This window comes from Alienimonas chondri, from assembly GCF_013036045.1.
GTDB lineage: Bacteria > Planctomycetota > Planctomycetia > Planctomycetales > Planctomycetaceae > Alienimonas > Alienimonas chondri.
In genome coordinates, this window is the sequence record NZ_WTPX01000034.1 from 400 (window position 1) to 17,320 (window position 16,921).

The following is a 16,921-nucleotide window of genomic DNA, read 5'->3' on the forward strand; positions in this document are numbered from 1 at the left end:
CGGGGCGCCGGTCCGGCTGATCGTCCCGCACCTGTATGCCTGGAAGAGCGCCAAGTGGCTGGTCTCGCTGCGACTCTCAGAGCGCAACGCCCCGGGCTACTGGGAACGCCTCGGCTACGCCGACCGCGGCGATCCGTGGCTGACCGACGCGACGAACCCGGACGGGGAGCGTTTCCGCGACGCCGCCGGCCGCCGCCCGGACGGGGACGCGGGTGAGATGGCAATGATGATCTGATGAAGGTCGAGCCCGCCGCTTGAACCGCATTCGGAACTCCGCACGCTGCGACGATGTTGCACGTCCTCGCGTTCGCCCTGCTCTCGCCTCCGCTGCCCGTGGGGGCGGCGTTCGAGGAGGTCGCCGTCTTCAAAGCCCCGGAGGCCCATCAAGCCGTCGCGGTGGACGCGGACCACTTCTACGCGATCGGCAACCGCGTGATCGCCAAGTACGACAAGCGAACCGGGGAGCGGGTCGCGAGGATCGAGGCGAGCGAAGAATTGCCGCTGATCCACATGAACGGCGGCGTCGTGGCAGGGGCGGAACTGATCGTGTCCCACTCGAACTTCCCGTTCACGCCCATGGTCGGTTCGGTGGAGCGATTCGCCACCGGGGCGCTGCCGCACGACGCCCCGCTGACGCACCTCAAGTCGCACAGCCTCGGCCCAACGGACGGATCGCTCACCTCCGCCCTGCCCCTCCTCCGCGACCCATACGGGGTGGGCGGGGGGAAGCCGGCGACGGTTTACACCTTTGCACATTACGAGCTGCCGCTGATCCCCGGATACGAAACGGGCACCAGCCGGACGCGGGTGGAAATGCGTCCGCAGAACACTGACGAGCCGACGGCCTACCTATTGCCGGAGCCGGTTCTCCGCCGGCTCCGCCCGCATTCCGTCAGCGGGGCGAGCTTCGACGCGAGAAGCCGACTCTGGCTCTCCGGTCACGACGTACCGGAACTGTACCGCGTCGCCTTTCCCAAAGCCGGCAGCGTGATGGTCCTCGAAGCGGTCCACCCCGCCCCGATCGCCGGTCAGGGGATCGCGTGGGATCCGAGCGACCCCGGCGTGCTGTGGGGCACGCGGCGGAAGGAAGGGCTGGTCATCAAGATGCGACTGAAGGAGACCCCGTAACGCCGAGGCTCCGCGGAGCCTCGGCGTTACGCGACCCGCTCACCGCACCGACGCCTCCGCGGCGGCAATGGGGAGCTTCCAATTCTCAATCGGGGTACCGGCCGTCTTCAGCGTCGCGCAGAGGGCGTGCAGGCGACGGACGGCCGGGCCGGGCTCGGCGTCTACGGGGCCGTTCATCACGGTGAACAGGTTCCGCAGGAAGTAGGGCGGCGTCGCCTGATAGAACAATCGCGCCCGCACCCGGCAGGTCGCGGGATCGACGCCCTCGGGGACCGTCATCTCGTAGCGGGTGACGTCCGCGCCGTCGCCGGCGGTGAAGTCGGCGTCTTTCGCGGCGAGCGGGCCGGGGCGAGTCGCGGCGAGGTAGGCGCCGTCGAGGTCCGGCGAGGGTCCGTCGTGGCTCCAGCCGCGGGGCAGCAGGCGGTTGTCCTTCACGGTCTCGCAACCGTGCACGAAGCTGGTGGTGAAGGCGCCGGCGTGGTTCTTCAACAGCGTCTCGTAGATCTGCACCTGCGACGGGTCGGTGATCGTCGCGTGGTGCGGCTGGAACTGCTGCACGCCGTCGGCGTTCGCGGTGAAGAACTCCGTGAGCAGCGGCTCGCCGGCGGCGTCGACCATGGCGCCGGCGGCGTCCGTGGCGCCGCTAATCCAGAGGGCTTCGCCCTCTGCGTTACACAGCGAAACCTCCAGGAACGCCCGACGGAAGCCCACGCCGGTCGGGAACCGGTGCCCGGCGAGGTTCTCGACACGGACGTCGGCGGTGACGGTGCGGTTGAGTCCGTCCCCCGACATCGCTTCGACGGAGATGCGGGCGGTTTTGGACTCGGCGGTCTGCACCATGCCTTCGATCGCGCGGCCGGCGTCGTTCGTGCCGCCGGTCATGAAGTCCGTGGTGCGCACGCCCAGCACGTCGTCGTGCTGACGGGTCAGTTCCAGCAGGAAGACGTTCAACCCGCTGAAGTCGTGCCGACGGTAGCCCTCGCGGACGGCGATCGTCAGTTCGTCGTGCGGGGCGAGGTTCTCCGCATCCGGGTAGGTCACGTCCTGCACCGCGGCGATGCGGGACCGGGTCTTCAAGCCGCCGGGGAGGCCGTTCGTCGTGTCGCTCATGTGACACTCCTGACAGGACCGCCCGTTCGGGTTCGGCTGTCCTTCGACCCCCTCGAACTCCGTCTGAAACTCGCTGTTCAACCATTCGAGGTACGTCGCCTGCTCCACGTGATGGTGGAAGCCGCGGAAGCTGGGCGTGCTGTCCTTCCCGGCCAGCGGGTCGCCATGCCCGTGACCGGCTCCATGACCGCCCAAATCGAGCGGCATATCCACGTTTGGGAGGCTCACGACGTGGCAGGTGCCGCACATGCGACTGTCCGTGAGGTAGTCGCTTTGCTTCGGCTTCAGGCCGGTGGAATGATGCATGACGTAGGACCGCAGCGTGTCGTCACGGTCCGGAGCGGCGATCTCGCCGGGGGGGCCGAAGACGGCGTTGCCGGTCGTGTTTTCGTCGAGGTAGTGCCGCAGGTCGCTGCGCGGATCACCGGCGGGCTGTTCGCGGGGGGCCATGCGGTGGCAGACCATGCAGCTCACCCCTTCCCGAGCGAGCGCCCCGTAACGATCTTCGCCGAGGCCGATGTGGGCGTTCTCCTCAGTCGTCAGACCGTGATGGTCGAGCGTGAAGCGGGCGTCGGCGCCGTGGTCGTCGTGGAAGGCGTGCCGGCCCATCGCCCCGTGGCAGCGGAGGCAGGCGTCCTGCAGATCGCGGGCGAGCGGTTCGGCTTGGTGGGCGGGGAACTCACGGCGGACGATCGCCAGTTCGGTTTCGAGTTGAGCGAGGAAGATCGGGTCGCGGCCGGCGAGGCCCATCGGCGTCCAACGCCATTCTCCGTAGGGCGATTGATGTAGACCGTCGGTGCCGTATGCGGCGCGATCCGGGTCGTCCTTCGCTCCCAGCGGTACGAACATCGCCGGACCGAACGGCTCCGTCAGCCCCGCGTGGCAGCCCATGCACTGGTTCGAAGTCGCCCAGTCCTTCGCCGGTCCGTCCCCGTCGGCCGGGGCCAGCGGCGCCCAGTCATGCGTGACGTTCGGCAGGCGGGCGGCATCGCATAGTTCCGCATTCGGCAGGGCGCCGAAGCGGGCGAGGAACGCCGGATTGACGGTGCGTTCCGCCCGCTCACAGCTTGCCGGGTTCGTGCAGCGGGGGTGGGAACCGTGGTCGTCATCCCCCGCGGATTCCTCTTCGGCGGCATCTTTCTCCTTCACGATCCACTCACCGAGGGCCGCCGTCAGCGCGTCGCACTCTTTCTCGTCCGCGGAGGCGGTCGCCTCCAGTTCCTCACGCCAACTGTCGTCGACGCGAAACAGCAGCGGCTCGCCGGGGAAGCCCTCGATGTTCCGCAGCGAGGCGAACAGGAACTCGTTCGCCGGATCCGCGGGGTTTTCGACGCCGGGGGTGGCGGTGGAACCGTGACAACGCGTGCAGTAGTGCCCGAAGCCGCTGATCGGGTGTTCGTTTTCGACGTGATTGTCGGCGGGGTCGGTGTCCGGCGCCGGGTTGCTCCAGAACCAACCGTCGCGGGACCCCTTGGAGTCCTTCACCATCACCGTCCAGCTTTGCAGGCTGGATCGCAGTTCCTCCTCGCTCTTGCCGGCGTGCCGGGCCGCGGGCGGTTGGTACTGCTCCTTGATGACCATCGCCCCGTCCGGCAGCGCCCCCTCGCGATCGGCCTTCAGCCACTCGATCACTTCCGGGCTGTACCAGACGCGCACCGCGGGGTGCGTGCCGTAGTACTTGCCGTTGAGGTAAGGACCGGTGTCGCGGACGACGCCATCCTGCTCCCACCCCAGATCCGCGTACTCGCGATCGTTGAGGAATGGAAACAGCACTTCCTCGAACGCGGTGACGGAACCGTCGGAGGGCCGCGGCAAATTGGCCGGCCGACCGTGCGGGTGTCGCTCCGGCTGCGGCGGCGGGGTCGCCTCCGAACCGAGATCGTTCGGATCGGCGCCGCGGAGACTGGTCACCGCCGCCAACGTGAGGAGCGTCGCCGCGGCGACCACTGGCAGGCGAAACGATGCGGGGGCGGTCGACACGGGGGCGGCCTCAGACGAGAGCAAGACATCCGCTCAATCGGCAGATTCGTCCCGTCCCTCACACCCGCAATCACATCCGAAGCCGTCACGCCGAGGCCCCGCGGAGCCTCGGCGTGACGAGAAGCGGGGCTACTTCTGCTCGCAGGCCGCGTCGTCGCCGCCCATCGGAGCCTTCTGCTCCGTGATGACGGGGCACTGCGGGGACATATCCGCGTTGAGTTGGGTGAATTCGTTCCATTCCTCGGGGAGGTTGTCCTCGTGGAAGATCGCTTCGACGGGGCACTCCGGAATGCAGGCTTCGCAATCGATGCACTCATCCGGATGGATGTAGAGCATGCTTTCCCCCTCGTAGAAACATTCTACGGGGCACACGACGACGCAGTCGGTGTATTTGCAGTTGAAGCAGGGTTCGGCGACGACGTGCGTCATAGCGGAAGGGGGCCGACGGGCGGCCGCGGCAGCGGAACGAAAACGGGACACTGTCTTAGTCGGCATGCGCGGCCCCTTCAACCCGCACAGTTTTCAGTGCGTCCGCGCGCCGCGGACCGCGATCCGTTGTCCGGCCCCGCGTGGCGGTCGTAGACTCTCCCGGCGGGCAATGGACCCGGCCCCGCCGACCACCCCACCTGCGCCGATGGCCCTTACCGACGTCGATCGCGGCCTGCTGAGCCGCTGCCTGCGGCAAACGCCCGGCGCCTGGGAAGAGTTCGTCGGGCGATTCGGCGGGCTGTTGGTCCACGTCGTCCGGCACACCGCGGCCGCCCGCAGCGTGCCGCTCTCCAAGGACGTGGAAGAAGATGTCGTGGCGGACGTCATGGTGCAATTGCTCTCCGACGACTGCGCGGCGCTGCGGCGGTTCGAGGGAAACAGCAGCCTGGCCAGCTACCTGACCGTGATCGCCCGACGCACTGCGGTGCGTGAGTTGGCGCAACGTCGCGCCGCCGCCGCCATGGGACACGTCGAAGGGCACGCCCCGCTCGGCATGAAGTCGCCGAATCAGGAGCAACGCCCGCCCGCGGATGCGCGCATCGCGGACCGCGATCAGATCGACAAACTGCTCTCCGCCCTGCCGGAACGCGACGCGGAAGTCGTCCGCCGCTACCACCTGCAGGGCGAAAGTTACCGGGAGATCGCCGCGGGGATGAACGTCCCCGAGAACTCGATCGGGCCGACGCTGACACGCGCCCGGCAGAAGATGCGGGACCTCGGCCTGTAGGTCGCGGAGGGATCGATTTTTCCCGCGTGTTTCCAAGCGGCGCGCGAAACATCGTGGTGCGAATCGGGCGCGACCGGCCGTTTCGGCGCAGTCCACGCTCGGGAACGGCACAGTGGTTGCGATTGTTCACAGCCCCCCGCCGGCGGTCCGGCATGGTTGGTTGACGCCGTCGCTCCCCTCGCCCCCTCGCATCCTGTGACTCTCGCACGCCCCGCTCCGGCCGCGCTCGCGCTGCTTTTCTGTCTCGCTGCGCAGGGGCCTGCCGTCGCGCAGGAATCGGCGCCGGGCCTCGCGGCGGCTGAGCCTTCGAACGCGGAACGGTTGGCGCCGGGGTTCTCCCTGCGGACCTACACCGACGAGTTCGGCGCGCACAAATACAGCGTCTTCGTCCCGCGGACGCCGCCGCCCCCGGCGGGCTATCCCCTCGTCCTTTTCCTGCACGGCGCCAACGAGCGCGGCACGGACGGGATCGCCCAGACCAAAGTGGGACTCGGGGCGATCATCCGCAACGACCCGGACTTCCCCGCGGTCGTCGTGTTTCCACAGGTGGAGAACCCGGACGGCCGGATCCTCCCCGCCTGGAACCCCGACCGGCCGGACGGGGCGAGGGCCTTGAAGATCTTCGACGAAGTGAAGCAAACGGTCTCGTTCGACCCCCGGCGCCAAGTGCTCACGGGCTGGAGCATGGGCGGGTACGGCGTGCTGGGACAACTCGCGAAGGGCGATCCGGAACGTTGGTCCGCCGCGGTCTCCGTGGCGAGCGGTCGGGCGAACGACGTGGACCGGAAAGCGCTCGCGGAGGCCTCCCGCGTCACGCCGCTGTGGATCGTCGCCGGCGCCCAAGATCGCTTCGTGCCCTTCGTGGAGACGGCCAAAACCGTCGCCGAACTGCGCGAGGACGGCGGACGAGTTCGGTTCACGAAGGTTCGGAACGCCGGACACAGCGTGTGGGAGACGGCGTTCGCCTCCGACCGATTCGCCGCCATCCTGCAGAACCCCCGGGTCGTCGATCCTCGCGAGACCAACCGCCCGCCCGGCGAGGTCGATCTGACCGTCACCGACCTGCCGGACGAAGATGAATTCGACCGAACCGCGGACGCCCCCGTCGCGCCGGAAGCGTTCCAGCCGGAACTGATCCTCAGCCGGGGAGCTTTCGTGCGCGCCGACAACGCCCTGATGACCAAGCTCGCCCAGCAGGCGGCGCAGGCCCTCCCGCCCGACACGCTGACCGGCGCGATCCCGGATCAGAACATCACCCGCGACGTGCTGGGGCAGAAGATCTTCGTGAACTTCAGCGGCATCAGTTACGCCGGCAAGATCTCCAACGTCGCCGTCCGCGGCCATGACGGGAACGTCGTTACGGTCCGCGTCGAGTTGGTGGACGCGAGCGTGACGGTCCGCTGCATCCGCATGCGGGCGCCGCTGGGCCATCGCGGCATCGCCGGTCCGGTGACCGTGCGGGCGGGTCTGCGGCGGCCGCTGGTGTTGGAGGTCGATATCCGCCCCACCATCGTGCAGAACGAATTGAAGCTGACGGCCCTTTGCACGCGGTTCTCCCTGCCGGCGGACGACTACTACGTCTGCGGTCCGACCTGCATCGACGAGGACGGGCTGTTCCTCACCGAATCGAAGCTCGCCAAGCAACTGGTCGAGGGGATCTACGAGGCCCGCCGGCAGGGAGAGCAGGCGGTCCGCGATGCGGTGCCGGAGATGCTGCAGGAGGTCGGCGGGGGCGTTTCGCTGGGCAACCCCGGCGGGCTGGCCGGCGAACTGGTGCCGCTGCCGCTGATCGAGCCCGTGGTGAAGGTCGAACTCGCGGACGTGCGGGCCGACCGTGACGGTCTGACGGCCCTGTTCGACCTCGTCGTCGGCTCCACGGACCTCCGGGCGGCTCCCCACACCCCGGAGCGGGCCGACGGCGGGGTCACGTTGGACCTCGGCGAACGGGTGGCCGAACCGGAAGAGCTCGCGGTCGGCGTGTCCACCAGTTTGGTCCGGCTGTTATCGGGCGAGTTGGTGAAGGACGGCGTGCCCCGCATCGACGCCCGCGACGTGCCGGGCAACCCGCTGGAGACGCTCCACCAGCGGGAGAACCTGCTACGCATCGTGCCCGGCCTGAGCGCGCCGGAGTACGCGGCCGACGAACTCCGCGCCCGGCTGACGCTCGTCGGTCCGATGTCGGCGATCGCGTCCGACTCCGATGAGAACGCAAGCGTGCGGATGGAGTCCGACGACGTCGAACTCACCGTCGACCACCTCCCCCCCGACGGAGACTGGCAGCGGGCGGCGGTCGTTCGCTTGTCGCTGCGTCAGCCGGTCAGCGCCGCGGTGCGGAAGAACGGCGCCTACCGCAACTTCATCGCGGTGGCGGACCTCGAGCGCACCGTCATCACGCCCCTGGAAGCGATGCCGGTGGTCGGCGATCGCGTCGACGCCAACCTCGCCGCCGAGTTGGTGCTGGAAGGTTGGAATCGTTGGTTGATCGACGAAGGCCCGTTCAGCGGCCCGCTCCAAGACTTCGATCTCCCCGGCGCGTCGCTGCGAATTGAGGAGTTCGCCAGTCGCAGTCCGTCCACCGGCGTGAGCGGCGGATTGCTGTTGGCCCGATTCACCGTCCCGGACACCTCCCTGGAAAATCGCTCCGACCTGCCGCTGACTTACCGTATTCGCGCGGAGCCGAACGGCCCGTGGGGCGGCCCCTTCACGCTCGTTCCCGGCGATACGCATACCTACAAAACGCGGGAGGTACTGCGGTTTGAACAGGTCGGCGCAGCGCCGGGCGTCGCGACCCGGCGGACGCTCGAGATCGGTCAGTGCTACCACTACCACCTGCCCGTCGGAGCGCTCTATCCGGTGCTGGACAGCGGAACGGAATACGCCCCCTCGGACGACACGGCTGTCTATCGAAAAGACCCGCGACCGTGGCGCTTACGCGCCCCGGTCGCGGGTCGAGAGTCCCCCGCCCTGTCGTCGACGACCGAAACGTCTGACGACAGTGAAGCGGGGCGAGCCTCGCGGGGCCCGTACGCCCCGCGGTCGGCGGTTACTTCGTCTCCGTCTCCAGGCCGAAACTAACCCACAGGCCGCCGTGCTCGTCCGGCACGAAGTACCCGGCGGAAACGCCGAGGTATTTCTCGATCGCGTCGAACGGCGGCAGCGCGTCGGCCACATCCTGGAGCGCTTCCGCCGCTTCCGGGTCGGCCCCGCCCGTCAGTTTGCCGGAGCGGAACAGGTCGTAGAACGTCTCCGCCTGACCGCGCTGATCGGAGAAGGACAGGATCGAAACCTCCGCCGGCATCTTGGACGCCGCTTCGACGAACGCCGGAGCCTCGGCGAGCGGGGCGTCGGCCGGACCGCGGAGAGCCGCTTCCAGACGGGGCACGTCGGTGGTCGCCAACAGCGTGTCGCCGCTGATCGCAACCGCGAAGGCGGAACCGTCGGCGGGGTTCGTGCCTTCGTAGATCGGGGTGCCGCGGAAGTCGCGGCTCTCGATCATGCCGCCGGAGGCGTCGATGGCGAGGTCGAGCAGTTCGGCCACGCCCTTCGGATCGTTCAGGCCGAACCCGAACATCACCGGCTGAGCGGGCGGCGTGCCGGCTTCGACGTCTTCTTCAAATGAATCGTTCTGCAGGACCGCTTCGATGTCCTCGACCGGATAGGCGGCGACCTGAATGCGACCGGTGAAGGCGTCGACGAGGTCTGCTTTGATGTCCACCGGCAGGTTGTCGGACTGCTGGGAGACCATGCGGTCGAACTCCCCGGGGCCGACCATGCTGTCGTAGGTGGTGCGAACGCTGTCGTACGCCGCGGCCAGATCCCAGTTGAAGGCGCTGTAACTGGCAGCGTCCGCCCCGACCCACGTCGGGGGCGTCAGGCGATCCGGCGGGAAGGTGAACACGCCCAGCGCCCGGTCGGTGCGATCGGCGTACAGCACGACCTTGCCGACGCTGGCGAACTCTTCCGTCCCCAGATCCATGCTCCCGCCGATCGCTTTGAACTCGTCCAGCCCCAGCACCGGCAGGTAGCTGAGGGCCAGCTGCACCGGCAGGCCGCCCTGCCCGCTGCCGAGCACCGCGCTCCGCACGGAGCCGATCGCGTCGGCGTACCACAGCAGGACCGGCGGGCGACCGTCGGTTTGCGTGCGGTCGGCGATGTAGCTGAACACCTCGTTGTCGGCGAACGTGCTGGCGTGCGTGCCGTCCCAGCGGACGAGAATCGCTTCCAGCGCCGCCGGATCGCTGGCGACGACCAGGTGCGTATCCTTCTGGAAATAGGCGAACTGCTGCGGCTCCGCCGGTTCAGCGTCGCTGTCGAAGTCCTCGTCGAACTCGTCCACTTCGACCTCCGCGACCGGGGCGGTCCAGACGATGATCGGGGTTCCCTCGAAGGATTCCTCGACGCTGGTCAGGCCGTTCTCGTCGAGGGCGTCTTCGGCCTTCTCGATCAGGGCGTCGACGGTCTCGGCGCTTTCGCCGTAGTCCAGCAGGCCGACGACGGCGACCTTCCGCGGGGCCGTCTGGACGACGGCGAAGGTCACCTCGCCGGTGGGCACGTCCAGCAACTCTTCCAGCGTGATGCCGAGCCGCTCGCGAAGCGCCTCGCCGCCTTCCTCCAGCTTGTCCCCGACCATGTCCCGTACGTCGGCGAGCGCCGGGTCGGTGAACATGCCGGACGCTTTGGTCGCGTTGAACCGCTCCTTGGCGGTCGTCATGTCGGGCACCGAGACGAACCCGTAGGTGATCGGCGGCAGCCGTTTGGCAGCCGGCACCGGGTCCGCCGCGGCGGCGGTCGGCGCCGCCAGCGCGGGCGCCAGCAGCACGGCGGCCGCGGCGCACGATGTGAGAAGGGAAGGTCGACGCATTGGGGGGATCTTCGTGGGACTGGGAAGCGGGGCAATCTACGGAGGCTCTCCGCCGGCGCCACTCTTACCCCCCCGATCCTCCGCAGGTTTCACCTCCCTTTCGCCCCCTCGCCCGAACGGACTTCGTCATCGCCGTTCGGGCCGTCGCCGCTCAACCGGGAAAGCGATCGCCCAGCAGTTCCCGTTGCATGGCCGTCAGGCCAACGCACCCCGCGGCGGCGAGATCGAGCAGTTCGTTCAACACCGGTCGGGGGAAGGGTTCGCCCTCGGCGGTCCCCTGCACTTCGATGTAATCGCCCGGCGTGTCGCCCTCGGGCGCGGTCGTTCCGCCGGTCATCACCACGTTCAAATCGACTTCGGCACGGCTGTCCTCCGCGTAATCGAGGTCCAGCACGCAGCCTTCCGCCGTCACGCCCACGCTGACCGCCGCGATCGACCGCGTCAGCACCTTCACCCCCGGCACGCCGTTCGACGGTCGATCAAGGTCGAGGGAGGCGACGGCGTCCGCCAGCGCGATGAACCCGCCGGTGATCGCCAGCGTGCGCGTTCCGCCGTCCGCCTGCATCACGTCGCAATCGACCGTAATCGTCCGATTGCCCAGCGCCGCGAAGTCCACGGCGGCCCGCAAGCTGCGGCCGATCAGGCGTTGAATCTCCGTCGCTCGCCCGTCGGGGCCGCGCTTCTTCCGCCCCGGCGTACTACCGGGGTGCATGGCGTACTCCGCGGTCACCCACCCCTTCGAGCGAGCCGGGTCGTCCCGGTTCACCCGCCACGGGGGCACGCCCTCGGTGACCGAGGCGGTGCACAGCAGCACGGTGTCGCCGGCGGAGATCAACACGCTGCCGGCCGCGGCGCTGGGGAAAGGCCGCTGCACGGTCAGTTCGCGAAGTTGGCCGGGCTCGCGGCCGGAGGGACGTGGCACGGTGGAACCTGGATCGGTGGGATGGGGGCGTACGAATGAGCGGGGAGTGTGCGACGGGAGCCGACGCGACCGCAACCGCCGGCGGTCGGTACACTCCCCCGCCCCGCCTCTTTCCGAACACGGATCTCGCCATGCACGTGCCCCGAACGTCCCGGTTTCCGTCGCGTTCTCCCGTCGGCCTCGCGGTCGCCGCGCTCGCCTGCGTCGGCCTGTTGGCGACGGGCTGCATCCGCGACTACGAAGATCCGAACGCTCCGTCCCTGACGAAGTCGACCGACGAAGCGGCTTCCGCGGACGAACCGGCGGGCGAAGACGCGTTCCGCGTGAAGTTCGAGACGACGAAAGGCCCGTTCGTCGTCGAAGCCCGCCCGGACTGGGCGCCGCTGGGCGCCGCTCGCTTCAAGACGCTGGTCGAGGAAGGCTTCTTCGACGGCGCCGCGTTCTTCCGCGTGATCCCGGGGTTCGTGGCCCAGTTCGGCCTCGCCGCCGACCCGGCCGAGACCGCCAAGTGGAAAGGCACCGATCTCCGTGACGAGCCGGTGCTGGTCGCCAACACCCCCGGTCGCCTGAGCTTCGCCAAAAGCGGCCCGAACACCCGCACCACGCAGATGTTCATTAACCTGGGGGACAACTCTCGCTCGCTCGATCCGCAGGGGTTCAGCCCGTTCGCGGAGATCGTCTCCGGCGGCGACGTGCCGGCGAAGTTCCATGCGGAGGAGGTCCAGGATCAGGGCGCGATCACGTCCGGCGGGGCGGAGTATCTCGAAGCGAACTTCCCCGACCTGGATACGATCACCTCCGCCCGCATCATTCCGCGGGAGGAGTGGGTTGAAGACGTCGATACGGACGCCGAGACCGCTCCGACTGACGACGAGGGCGACGAAGAGGCTCTCGCCGGCTTGGCCGGTCCGGAGGGAAACGAGGACACGACGCCCGCCGAACCGGCGGAGGAAGCAATGACGGAGGACGGTGCGGGGGAGACGGCTCCGGAAGCAACCGAGGAGCCGACGGAACCCACGTCCGAGACGCCGACCGAAGACCCCGCGGACGAATCGGCCGACGAAACTCCCGCCGAACCGGCGATGACGGAAGATCCGCCGCCGACTCCGCCGGAGCCGAGTCCCTCGCCCGATCCGGAGCCGGATACGCCGCCCACGCCCGATCCGACCCCCGACCCGGGCACTCCGCCCGAGCCGCAACCGGACCCGACTCCCACGCCGGACCCCACGCCCGACCCGGAACCGGAACCCGAACCGCAGCCGGACCCCACGCCCGATCCGGAAGAGCCGACGGCACCAGAGGCCGAAGACGAGGAAGAGTCGCCCGCCGAAGAGCAGTGATCGCGGTGCCCCGCTGTCCCCGCCTCATCCCTCGACGGGGCGGGCGGGGATGTCGCGGGTTTGCAGGAAGAGCGCCTTCTTCTCGCCGGGCAGGGTGAAGTCGAACCCGCAACTGCCGAAGAAGGCCTCGCTGCTGGTCACCGCCATGACCTCCAACACGTTGCGCTCCCGGGCGAGGGCGACGCAGCGGGCGACGAGTTCTTTCCCCACGCCCCGCCCGCGGTACACGTCCGCGACGGCGAGGCTGCGAATCTCCGCCAGCTTGGGCGAGTAGATTTCCAGCGAGGCGAAGCCCACCACGCGGCCGTCCTCGGACTCCGAGGCGGAGAGGCCCGGGTCGAGGGCGACGAAGCCGGTCGGCATCAGCTCTTCCAGTTCGTCCATCGTCCGCTCCAGCAGTCGGCCGGTCGCGACGAACGGGCGGATGAACGCATGCACGGCCGGCACGTCGGCGGAGACGGCCGGACGCACGAACGTCGGCGAAGCGGGGGCTTCGGGCGATTCGGCGGGGCGAGGCGGGGCGGACATCGGCGGAGTCTACCGCCTCGCCTCGGCTCCGTTCAGCGGACCGACGCCCTACTCTCCCCGCCAATTACTTTCGGACCGTCGTTCAGCCGGGCGGCCGGCGACTCATCAGCGCGACCTGCACCGCTCCCGGCGCCGACGACCGGGCGGCCAGCACTTCTGAGGTCGACCGGCCGAACGTCGTCCGTGACCGCACCGCGAGCCGCTGCCCGGCGCCTAACCCGTAAGTCTGCGGACAGTACTGACCCACCGCCGCCGGGTGGGGGGCGTGGCCGGGACGGGACAGATCAAGAGGCGGCATGGAGAACCGGGGCGTTCTGGGGGGGAATCGGGGCGGTCCCTTCCATCGGCGCCCCGGGACAGCCCCCATGCATCAACTCGCTTCCGTGCGACCGATTGCCGCGACCGATCGCAATCGGCACAGTCCTCGCCCGTCCGTCGACCGCTCCTCGCCTCCCCGTTCGCCCGTATGTTCGGCCTCTTCAAGCCCCGCCCGCCGCTGGAGGTTCACGAACAGGCGTGGGTCGAACGGCATCTAACGCTCCTTGCTGGCCTGCTCGGTCCGCAGCGGATGGGACTCAGCGGCGGGGGACTTCCCCAGCAACTGCTGCCCTCCCAAGAGATCACGGGGCTTCGCAGCGAAGCAGACGCCGAACGCCTCTTTGATCGCATTCTAGACCGGCTGGCGCCGAACGCGCCGGCGTTGACGCTCGCCTGGTTCGACGGCGATGCGCTGCTGGAGACGGATCCCGCCGCGATCCCCGTACCGAGGACCGCGCTCGCCGACCCGATGTCGCTGGCGGCGGGACTCGTCCGCCAAGCCTGTCGCCGGACGTTTCATTCGGAACTGTCCGCGGCCGCACGTCAGTACGATCTCGCCGGCACCGCCTTGGGATTGGGCCTGCCGTTGGCGAATGCGGACGCCCCGGCGCCCTCGACAGGCGAGACGGGAGACCGCGATCTGACCAGTCGGGAGATTGGCTACGCCCTCGCCCTGCTGTGGCATGTGCGGCAGGAGGGAGAAGGCTCGACGGACGATCCGCCGTGGGTCGACGAACTCCGCGGCGACGCGGCGGGCGCGGTGACGGGCGGCCTGAAATATCTGCGCAAAGTCGGCGACGCCCGTTTCAACGCCGCGTCCCTGCGGGGCGAGTCCGATCCCACCGAAGCCGAGATCCGTACCGAACTTCGCCATCGTCGCCCGGCCCGCCGGCTGGCCGCGACGTGGGATGCGGCGCAACTCTCACGCCGGGAGTCCGTGTCTCCCGGCGTGGAGTCAGCGACTCTCCACACCCTCCTCGAGACGCTCCACGACCGCGAACCAGCCGTTCGCGCGGGGGCCTGCGGAGCCGTCGCAGCGCTTTGGCCGGATGAAGACAGCGCTCGCGACGACTGGGACCGCTGCCTGCTGGGGCTGACGGGCGCCGCGGACGACCCGATCGCGGCTGTCCGGGCCGCGGCCCTGTCGGGGCTGGGCATGAACCCCGACTTGCCCTCGACCGGCGCCGGGCGGGAAGAATTGAACCGGGTGACGCTGGAGGGATTGGCGTCTCGCACGCCGGCGGTGCGACAGGCCGCGTCGGCGCTCGCCTGCGCGCTGCCCCCGGCGGAATCCGGTGGGGCCGAGTCCCCCTTCGCCCCCGCGACGCTCAAGGCGTTGGTCGGGGCGCTGGTGCGAGTCGACGGTCCGGAGATCGCCGAGCACGTCGCCACCCTCCGCACCCTGCACCCCGATCCGGCGGCGCTCGCCGAGGAGCGGGTGGACGACGGCGAACTGCTGGCCCGGGCGCTGGACGCCCTGGGCGTCGCGGAACTGGAGACGCCGGAGGCCGAGGAAGCCGCCGTCGCGACCTGACGGACAGCCGCGGCGACCCGTTCGCCGCGTGCGTTCCCCTCGCTGACACGTCGTCGTACTACACGTCGTAGTAGAGCGCGAACTCGTGAGGGTGCGGGCGGCGGCGCACGGCTTGGACCTCGTGCTCCGTCTTTACGCGGATCCACGTGTCGATGACGTCCTCGGTGAACACGTCGCCCCGCAGCAGGAACTCGTGATCATTGCGGAGCGCGGAAAGCGCCTCCGCGAGCGTCGCCGGGACCGGCGGCACGTCCCGGACTTCTTCACTGCCCAGGTCGTAGAGATCCTTGTCGAGCGGCGGGCCCGGGTCGGTGCGGTTCTGGATGCCGTCCAGCGCCGCCATCAGCAGCGCCGCGCAGGCGAGGTGGGCGTTGCAGCTGGGGTCCGGCACGCGGAATTCGAACCGCTTGTCCTCCGGCCGCTGGGCGTTCACCGGGATGCGAACCGCCGCGGAGCGGTTGCGGTAGGAGTAGGTGAGGTTCACCGGCGCCTCGAAGCCGGGCACGAGCCGCTTGTAGCTGTTGGTCGTCGGGCAGCAGAACGCGAACAGCGCCGGGGCGTGCTGCAAGATGCCGCCGAGCGCGTGCAGGGCGGTGTCCGACAGCCCGCCGTAGTTCCCGCCGGCGAACAGCGGGGCGCCGTCCTTCCAGAGACTCAGGTGCAGGTGCAGTCCGTTGCCGGCGTCGTCGTACAGCGGCTTGGGCATGAAGGTCGCCGTCTTGCCGCGACGGGCGGCGACGTTCTTCACCACGTACTTGTACCGCAGCAGATTATCCGCGGTTCTCAACAGCGGGGCGAACCGCATGTCGACCTCGCACTGCCCGGCGGTGGCGATCTCGTGGTGGTGGCCCTCCGCGGCGATGCCCACTTCTTCCAGCACCGCCATGATCTCGCTGCGCAGGCTTTGCAGCGTGTCCGTCGGGGGCGTCGGGAAGTAGCCTTCCCCCTGCCGGACCTGATAGCCGCTGTTCGAGACGCCGTCCGAACCCACGCCGGTCCCGCTGGGGCCCTGCGCTGTCGGGAAAGGAGCGCGACGACCCCGGGTCCATTGCCCCTCGGCGCTGTCGAGGTGGTAGAAGGACTCGTGCGTGTTCGAGTCGAACGCGACGGAGTCGAACACGAAGAACTCCGCCTCGGGCCCGATCATCGCCTCGTCCGCGATGCCCAGGCTGCGCATGTACCGCTCCGCGTTCCGGGCGATGTTGCGCGGGTCCTTCGGGTAGTCCTCGCCGGTGACGGGGTCGCGGACGGTGCAGGTCAGCGCCAGCGTGCGATCCATGAAGGGATCGACCATCGCGGTGTCGGCCTGCGGGACGACCAGCAGGTCGGACTCGTTGACGGCCTGCCAGCCCCGCATGCCGGATCCGTCGAATCCGAAGCCCTCCTCGAAGCTGGCCTCCGTGAGCCGGGAGAGCGGCCGCGTGAAGTGCTTCTGCGTGCCGGGGAAGTCCATGAACCGCAGATCAACCGCGTTCAGGTCGCGTTCGCGGCAGAGGGCGAGGACTTCGCGGGGGGTCATCGACGGCGGGCTCGTAGAAGGGGCGACGGTACGACGGAAACGTGCGACGGGGAGGGAAACGACGGGCGAGCGGGCCGAATGTCGAACGCGCAGTGTAGCGGCGCCCCGCCGCGGTCCGTCCCCGGCGGGCGGCGAGTTGAGCGCGGAGCGACGATTTCCGCCCGATTGAAACGACTCGCGCCGGTTGGGAGCCGATCGTGACGCCGGCGTCGACTGGGAGGGCGATCGGTTCGCACGCGATGCGGACGGTTCGCGCCCGTGGACTTGGGGGTCGTCCCGAGCATGCGTAACTCCGCTTCCGAAATAGGGTTCCGACCGGTCGTGTGGGTCGGTCCTGCTCAAGGCAACACGGCGATGGTGACGAAGTTTCCCCCCGGACGGCCTGCCGCCGCCGTGCCCGACGCACCGCTTCGCCTCCCTGTCGGGGTGAGCCGGGATGTCCGGGTCGAACGCGGCGCCGCGGCC

General features: G+C 69.3%; 13 protein-coding genes. 6 read left to right on the plus strand and 7 right to left on the minus strand.

The features are described from left to right. Both LzC2_RS07245 and LzC2_RS07250 read left to right on the plus strand, forming a co-directional pair. The coding region (locus tag LzC2_RS07245) for a molybdopterin-dependent oxidoreductase (protein WP_171185314.1) at positions 1–235 on the plus strand (235 nt) is incomplete at its 5' end. Positions 236–288: 53 nt separating this feature from the next. Continuing rightward, positions 289–1,128: a cycloisomerase gene (locus tag LzC2_RS07250; protein WP_171185315.1), complete on the plus strand. Its 840-nt coding sequence runs from the start codon at positions 289–291 to the stop codon at positions 1,126–1,128. A gap of 39 nt (positions 1,129–1,167) precedes the next feature. On the opposite strand, the gene LzC2_RS07255 is transcribed toward LzC2_RS07250, so the two are convergent. Together LzC2_RS07255 and LzC2_RS07260 are read right to left on the minus strand one after the other, a co-directional pair. Continuing rightward, complete coding sequence (locus tag LzC2_RS07255) at positions 1,168–4,218, minus strand: cytochrome P460 family protein (RefSeq protein WP_171185317.1); 3,051 nt, start codon at positions 4,216–4,218, stop codon at positions 1,168–1,170. Positions 4,219–4,347: 129 nt separating this feature from the next. Further along, on the minus strand, positions 4,348–4,647 hold the full coding sequence (locus LzC2_RS07260) for a ferredoxin family protein (protein WP_171185320.1): 300 nt from the start codon (positions 4,645–4,647) through the stop codon (positions 4,348–4,350). Between the two features lie 205 nt (positions 4,648–4,852). On the opposite strand from LzC2_RS07260, the gene LzC2_RS07265 reads away from it, so the two are divergent. Continuing rightward, on the plus strand, positions 4,853–5,434 hold the full coding sequence (locus LzC2_RS07265) for an RNA polymerase sigma factor (protein WP_171185322.1): 582 nt from the start codon (positions 4,853–4,855) through the stop codon (positions 5,432–5,434). A 321-nt stretch (positions 5,435–5,755) separates the two neighbouring features. Then, positions 5,756–8,509, plus strand: coding sequence for an alpha/beta hydrolase-fold protein (locus tag LzC2_RS07270; RefSeq protein ID WP_171185324.1), 2,754 nt, complete (start codon positions 5,756–5,758; stop codon positions 8,507–8,509). Here LzC2_RS07270 and LzC2_RS07275 read toward each other — a convergent pair. After that, complete coding sequence (locus LzC2_RS07275; RefSeq protein WP_171185326.1) at positions 8,478–10,295, minus strand: hypothetical protein; 1,818 nt, start codon at positions 10,293–10,295, stop codon at positions 8,478–8,480. The genes LzC2_RS07270 and LzC2_RS07275 overlap by 32 nt on opposite strands. A 151-nt stretch (positions 10,296–10,446) precedes the next feature. Beyond that, complete coding sequence (gene rph, locus LzC2_RS07280) at positions 10,447–11,217, minus strand: ribonuclease PH (RefSeq protein ID WP_171185329.1); 771 nt, start codon at positions 11,215–11,217, stop codon at positions 10,447–10,449. A 131-nt stretch (positions 11,218–11,348) separates the two neighbouring features. Between rph and LzC2_RS07285 the strand changes: the two genes are divergently transcribed. Next, positions 11,349–12,557, plus strand: a complete 1,209-nt coding sequence (locus LzC2_RS07285; protein WP_171185330.1) for a peptidylprolyl isomerase — start codon at positions 11,349–11,351, stop codon at positions 12,555–12,557. Positions 12,558–12,581: 24 nt separating this feature from the next. On the opposite strand, the gene LzC2_RS07290 is transcribed toward LzC2_RS07285, so the two are convergent. Together LzC2_RS07290 and LzC2_RS07295 are read right to left on the minus strand one after the other, a co-directional pair. Then, positions 12,582–13,085: a GNAT family N-acetyltransferase gene (locus LzC2_RS07290; protein WP_171185333.1), complete on the minus strand. Its 504-nt coding sequence runs from the start codon at positions 13,083–13,085 to the stop codon at positions 12,582–12,584. An 82-nt stretch (positions 13,086–13,167) separates the two neighbouring features. Then, complete coding sequence (locus tag LzC2_RS07295; protein ID WP_171185334.1) at positions 13,168–13,383, minus strand: hypothetical protein; 216 nt, start codon at positions 13,381–13,383, stop codon at positions 13,168–13,170. A gap of 168 nt (positions 13,384–13,551) precedes the next feature. On the opposite strand from LzC2_RS07295, the gene LzC2_RS07300 reads away from it, so the two are divergent. After that, a complete protein-coding gene (locus LzC2_RS07300; RefSeq protein ID WP_171185336.1) occupies positions 13,552–14,937 on the plus strand; it encodes a hypothetical protein in 1,386 nt (461 codons plus the stop codon). Positions 14,938–14,995: 58 nt separating this feature from the next. Here LzC2_RS07300 and glnA read toward each other — a convergent pair whose 3' ends face one another. Further along, a complete protein-coding gene (gene glnA, locus LzC2_RS07305) occupies positions 14,996–16,456 on the minus strand; it encodes a type I glutamate--ammonia ligase (protein WP_171185338.1) in 1,461 nt (486 codons plus the stop codon). Positions 16,457–16,921 lie beyond the last annotated feature (465 nt).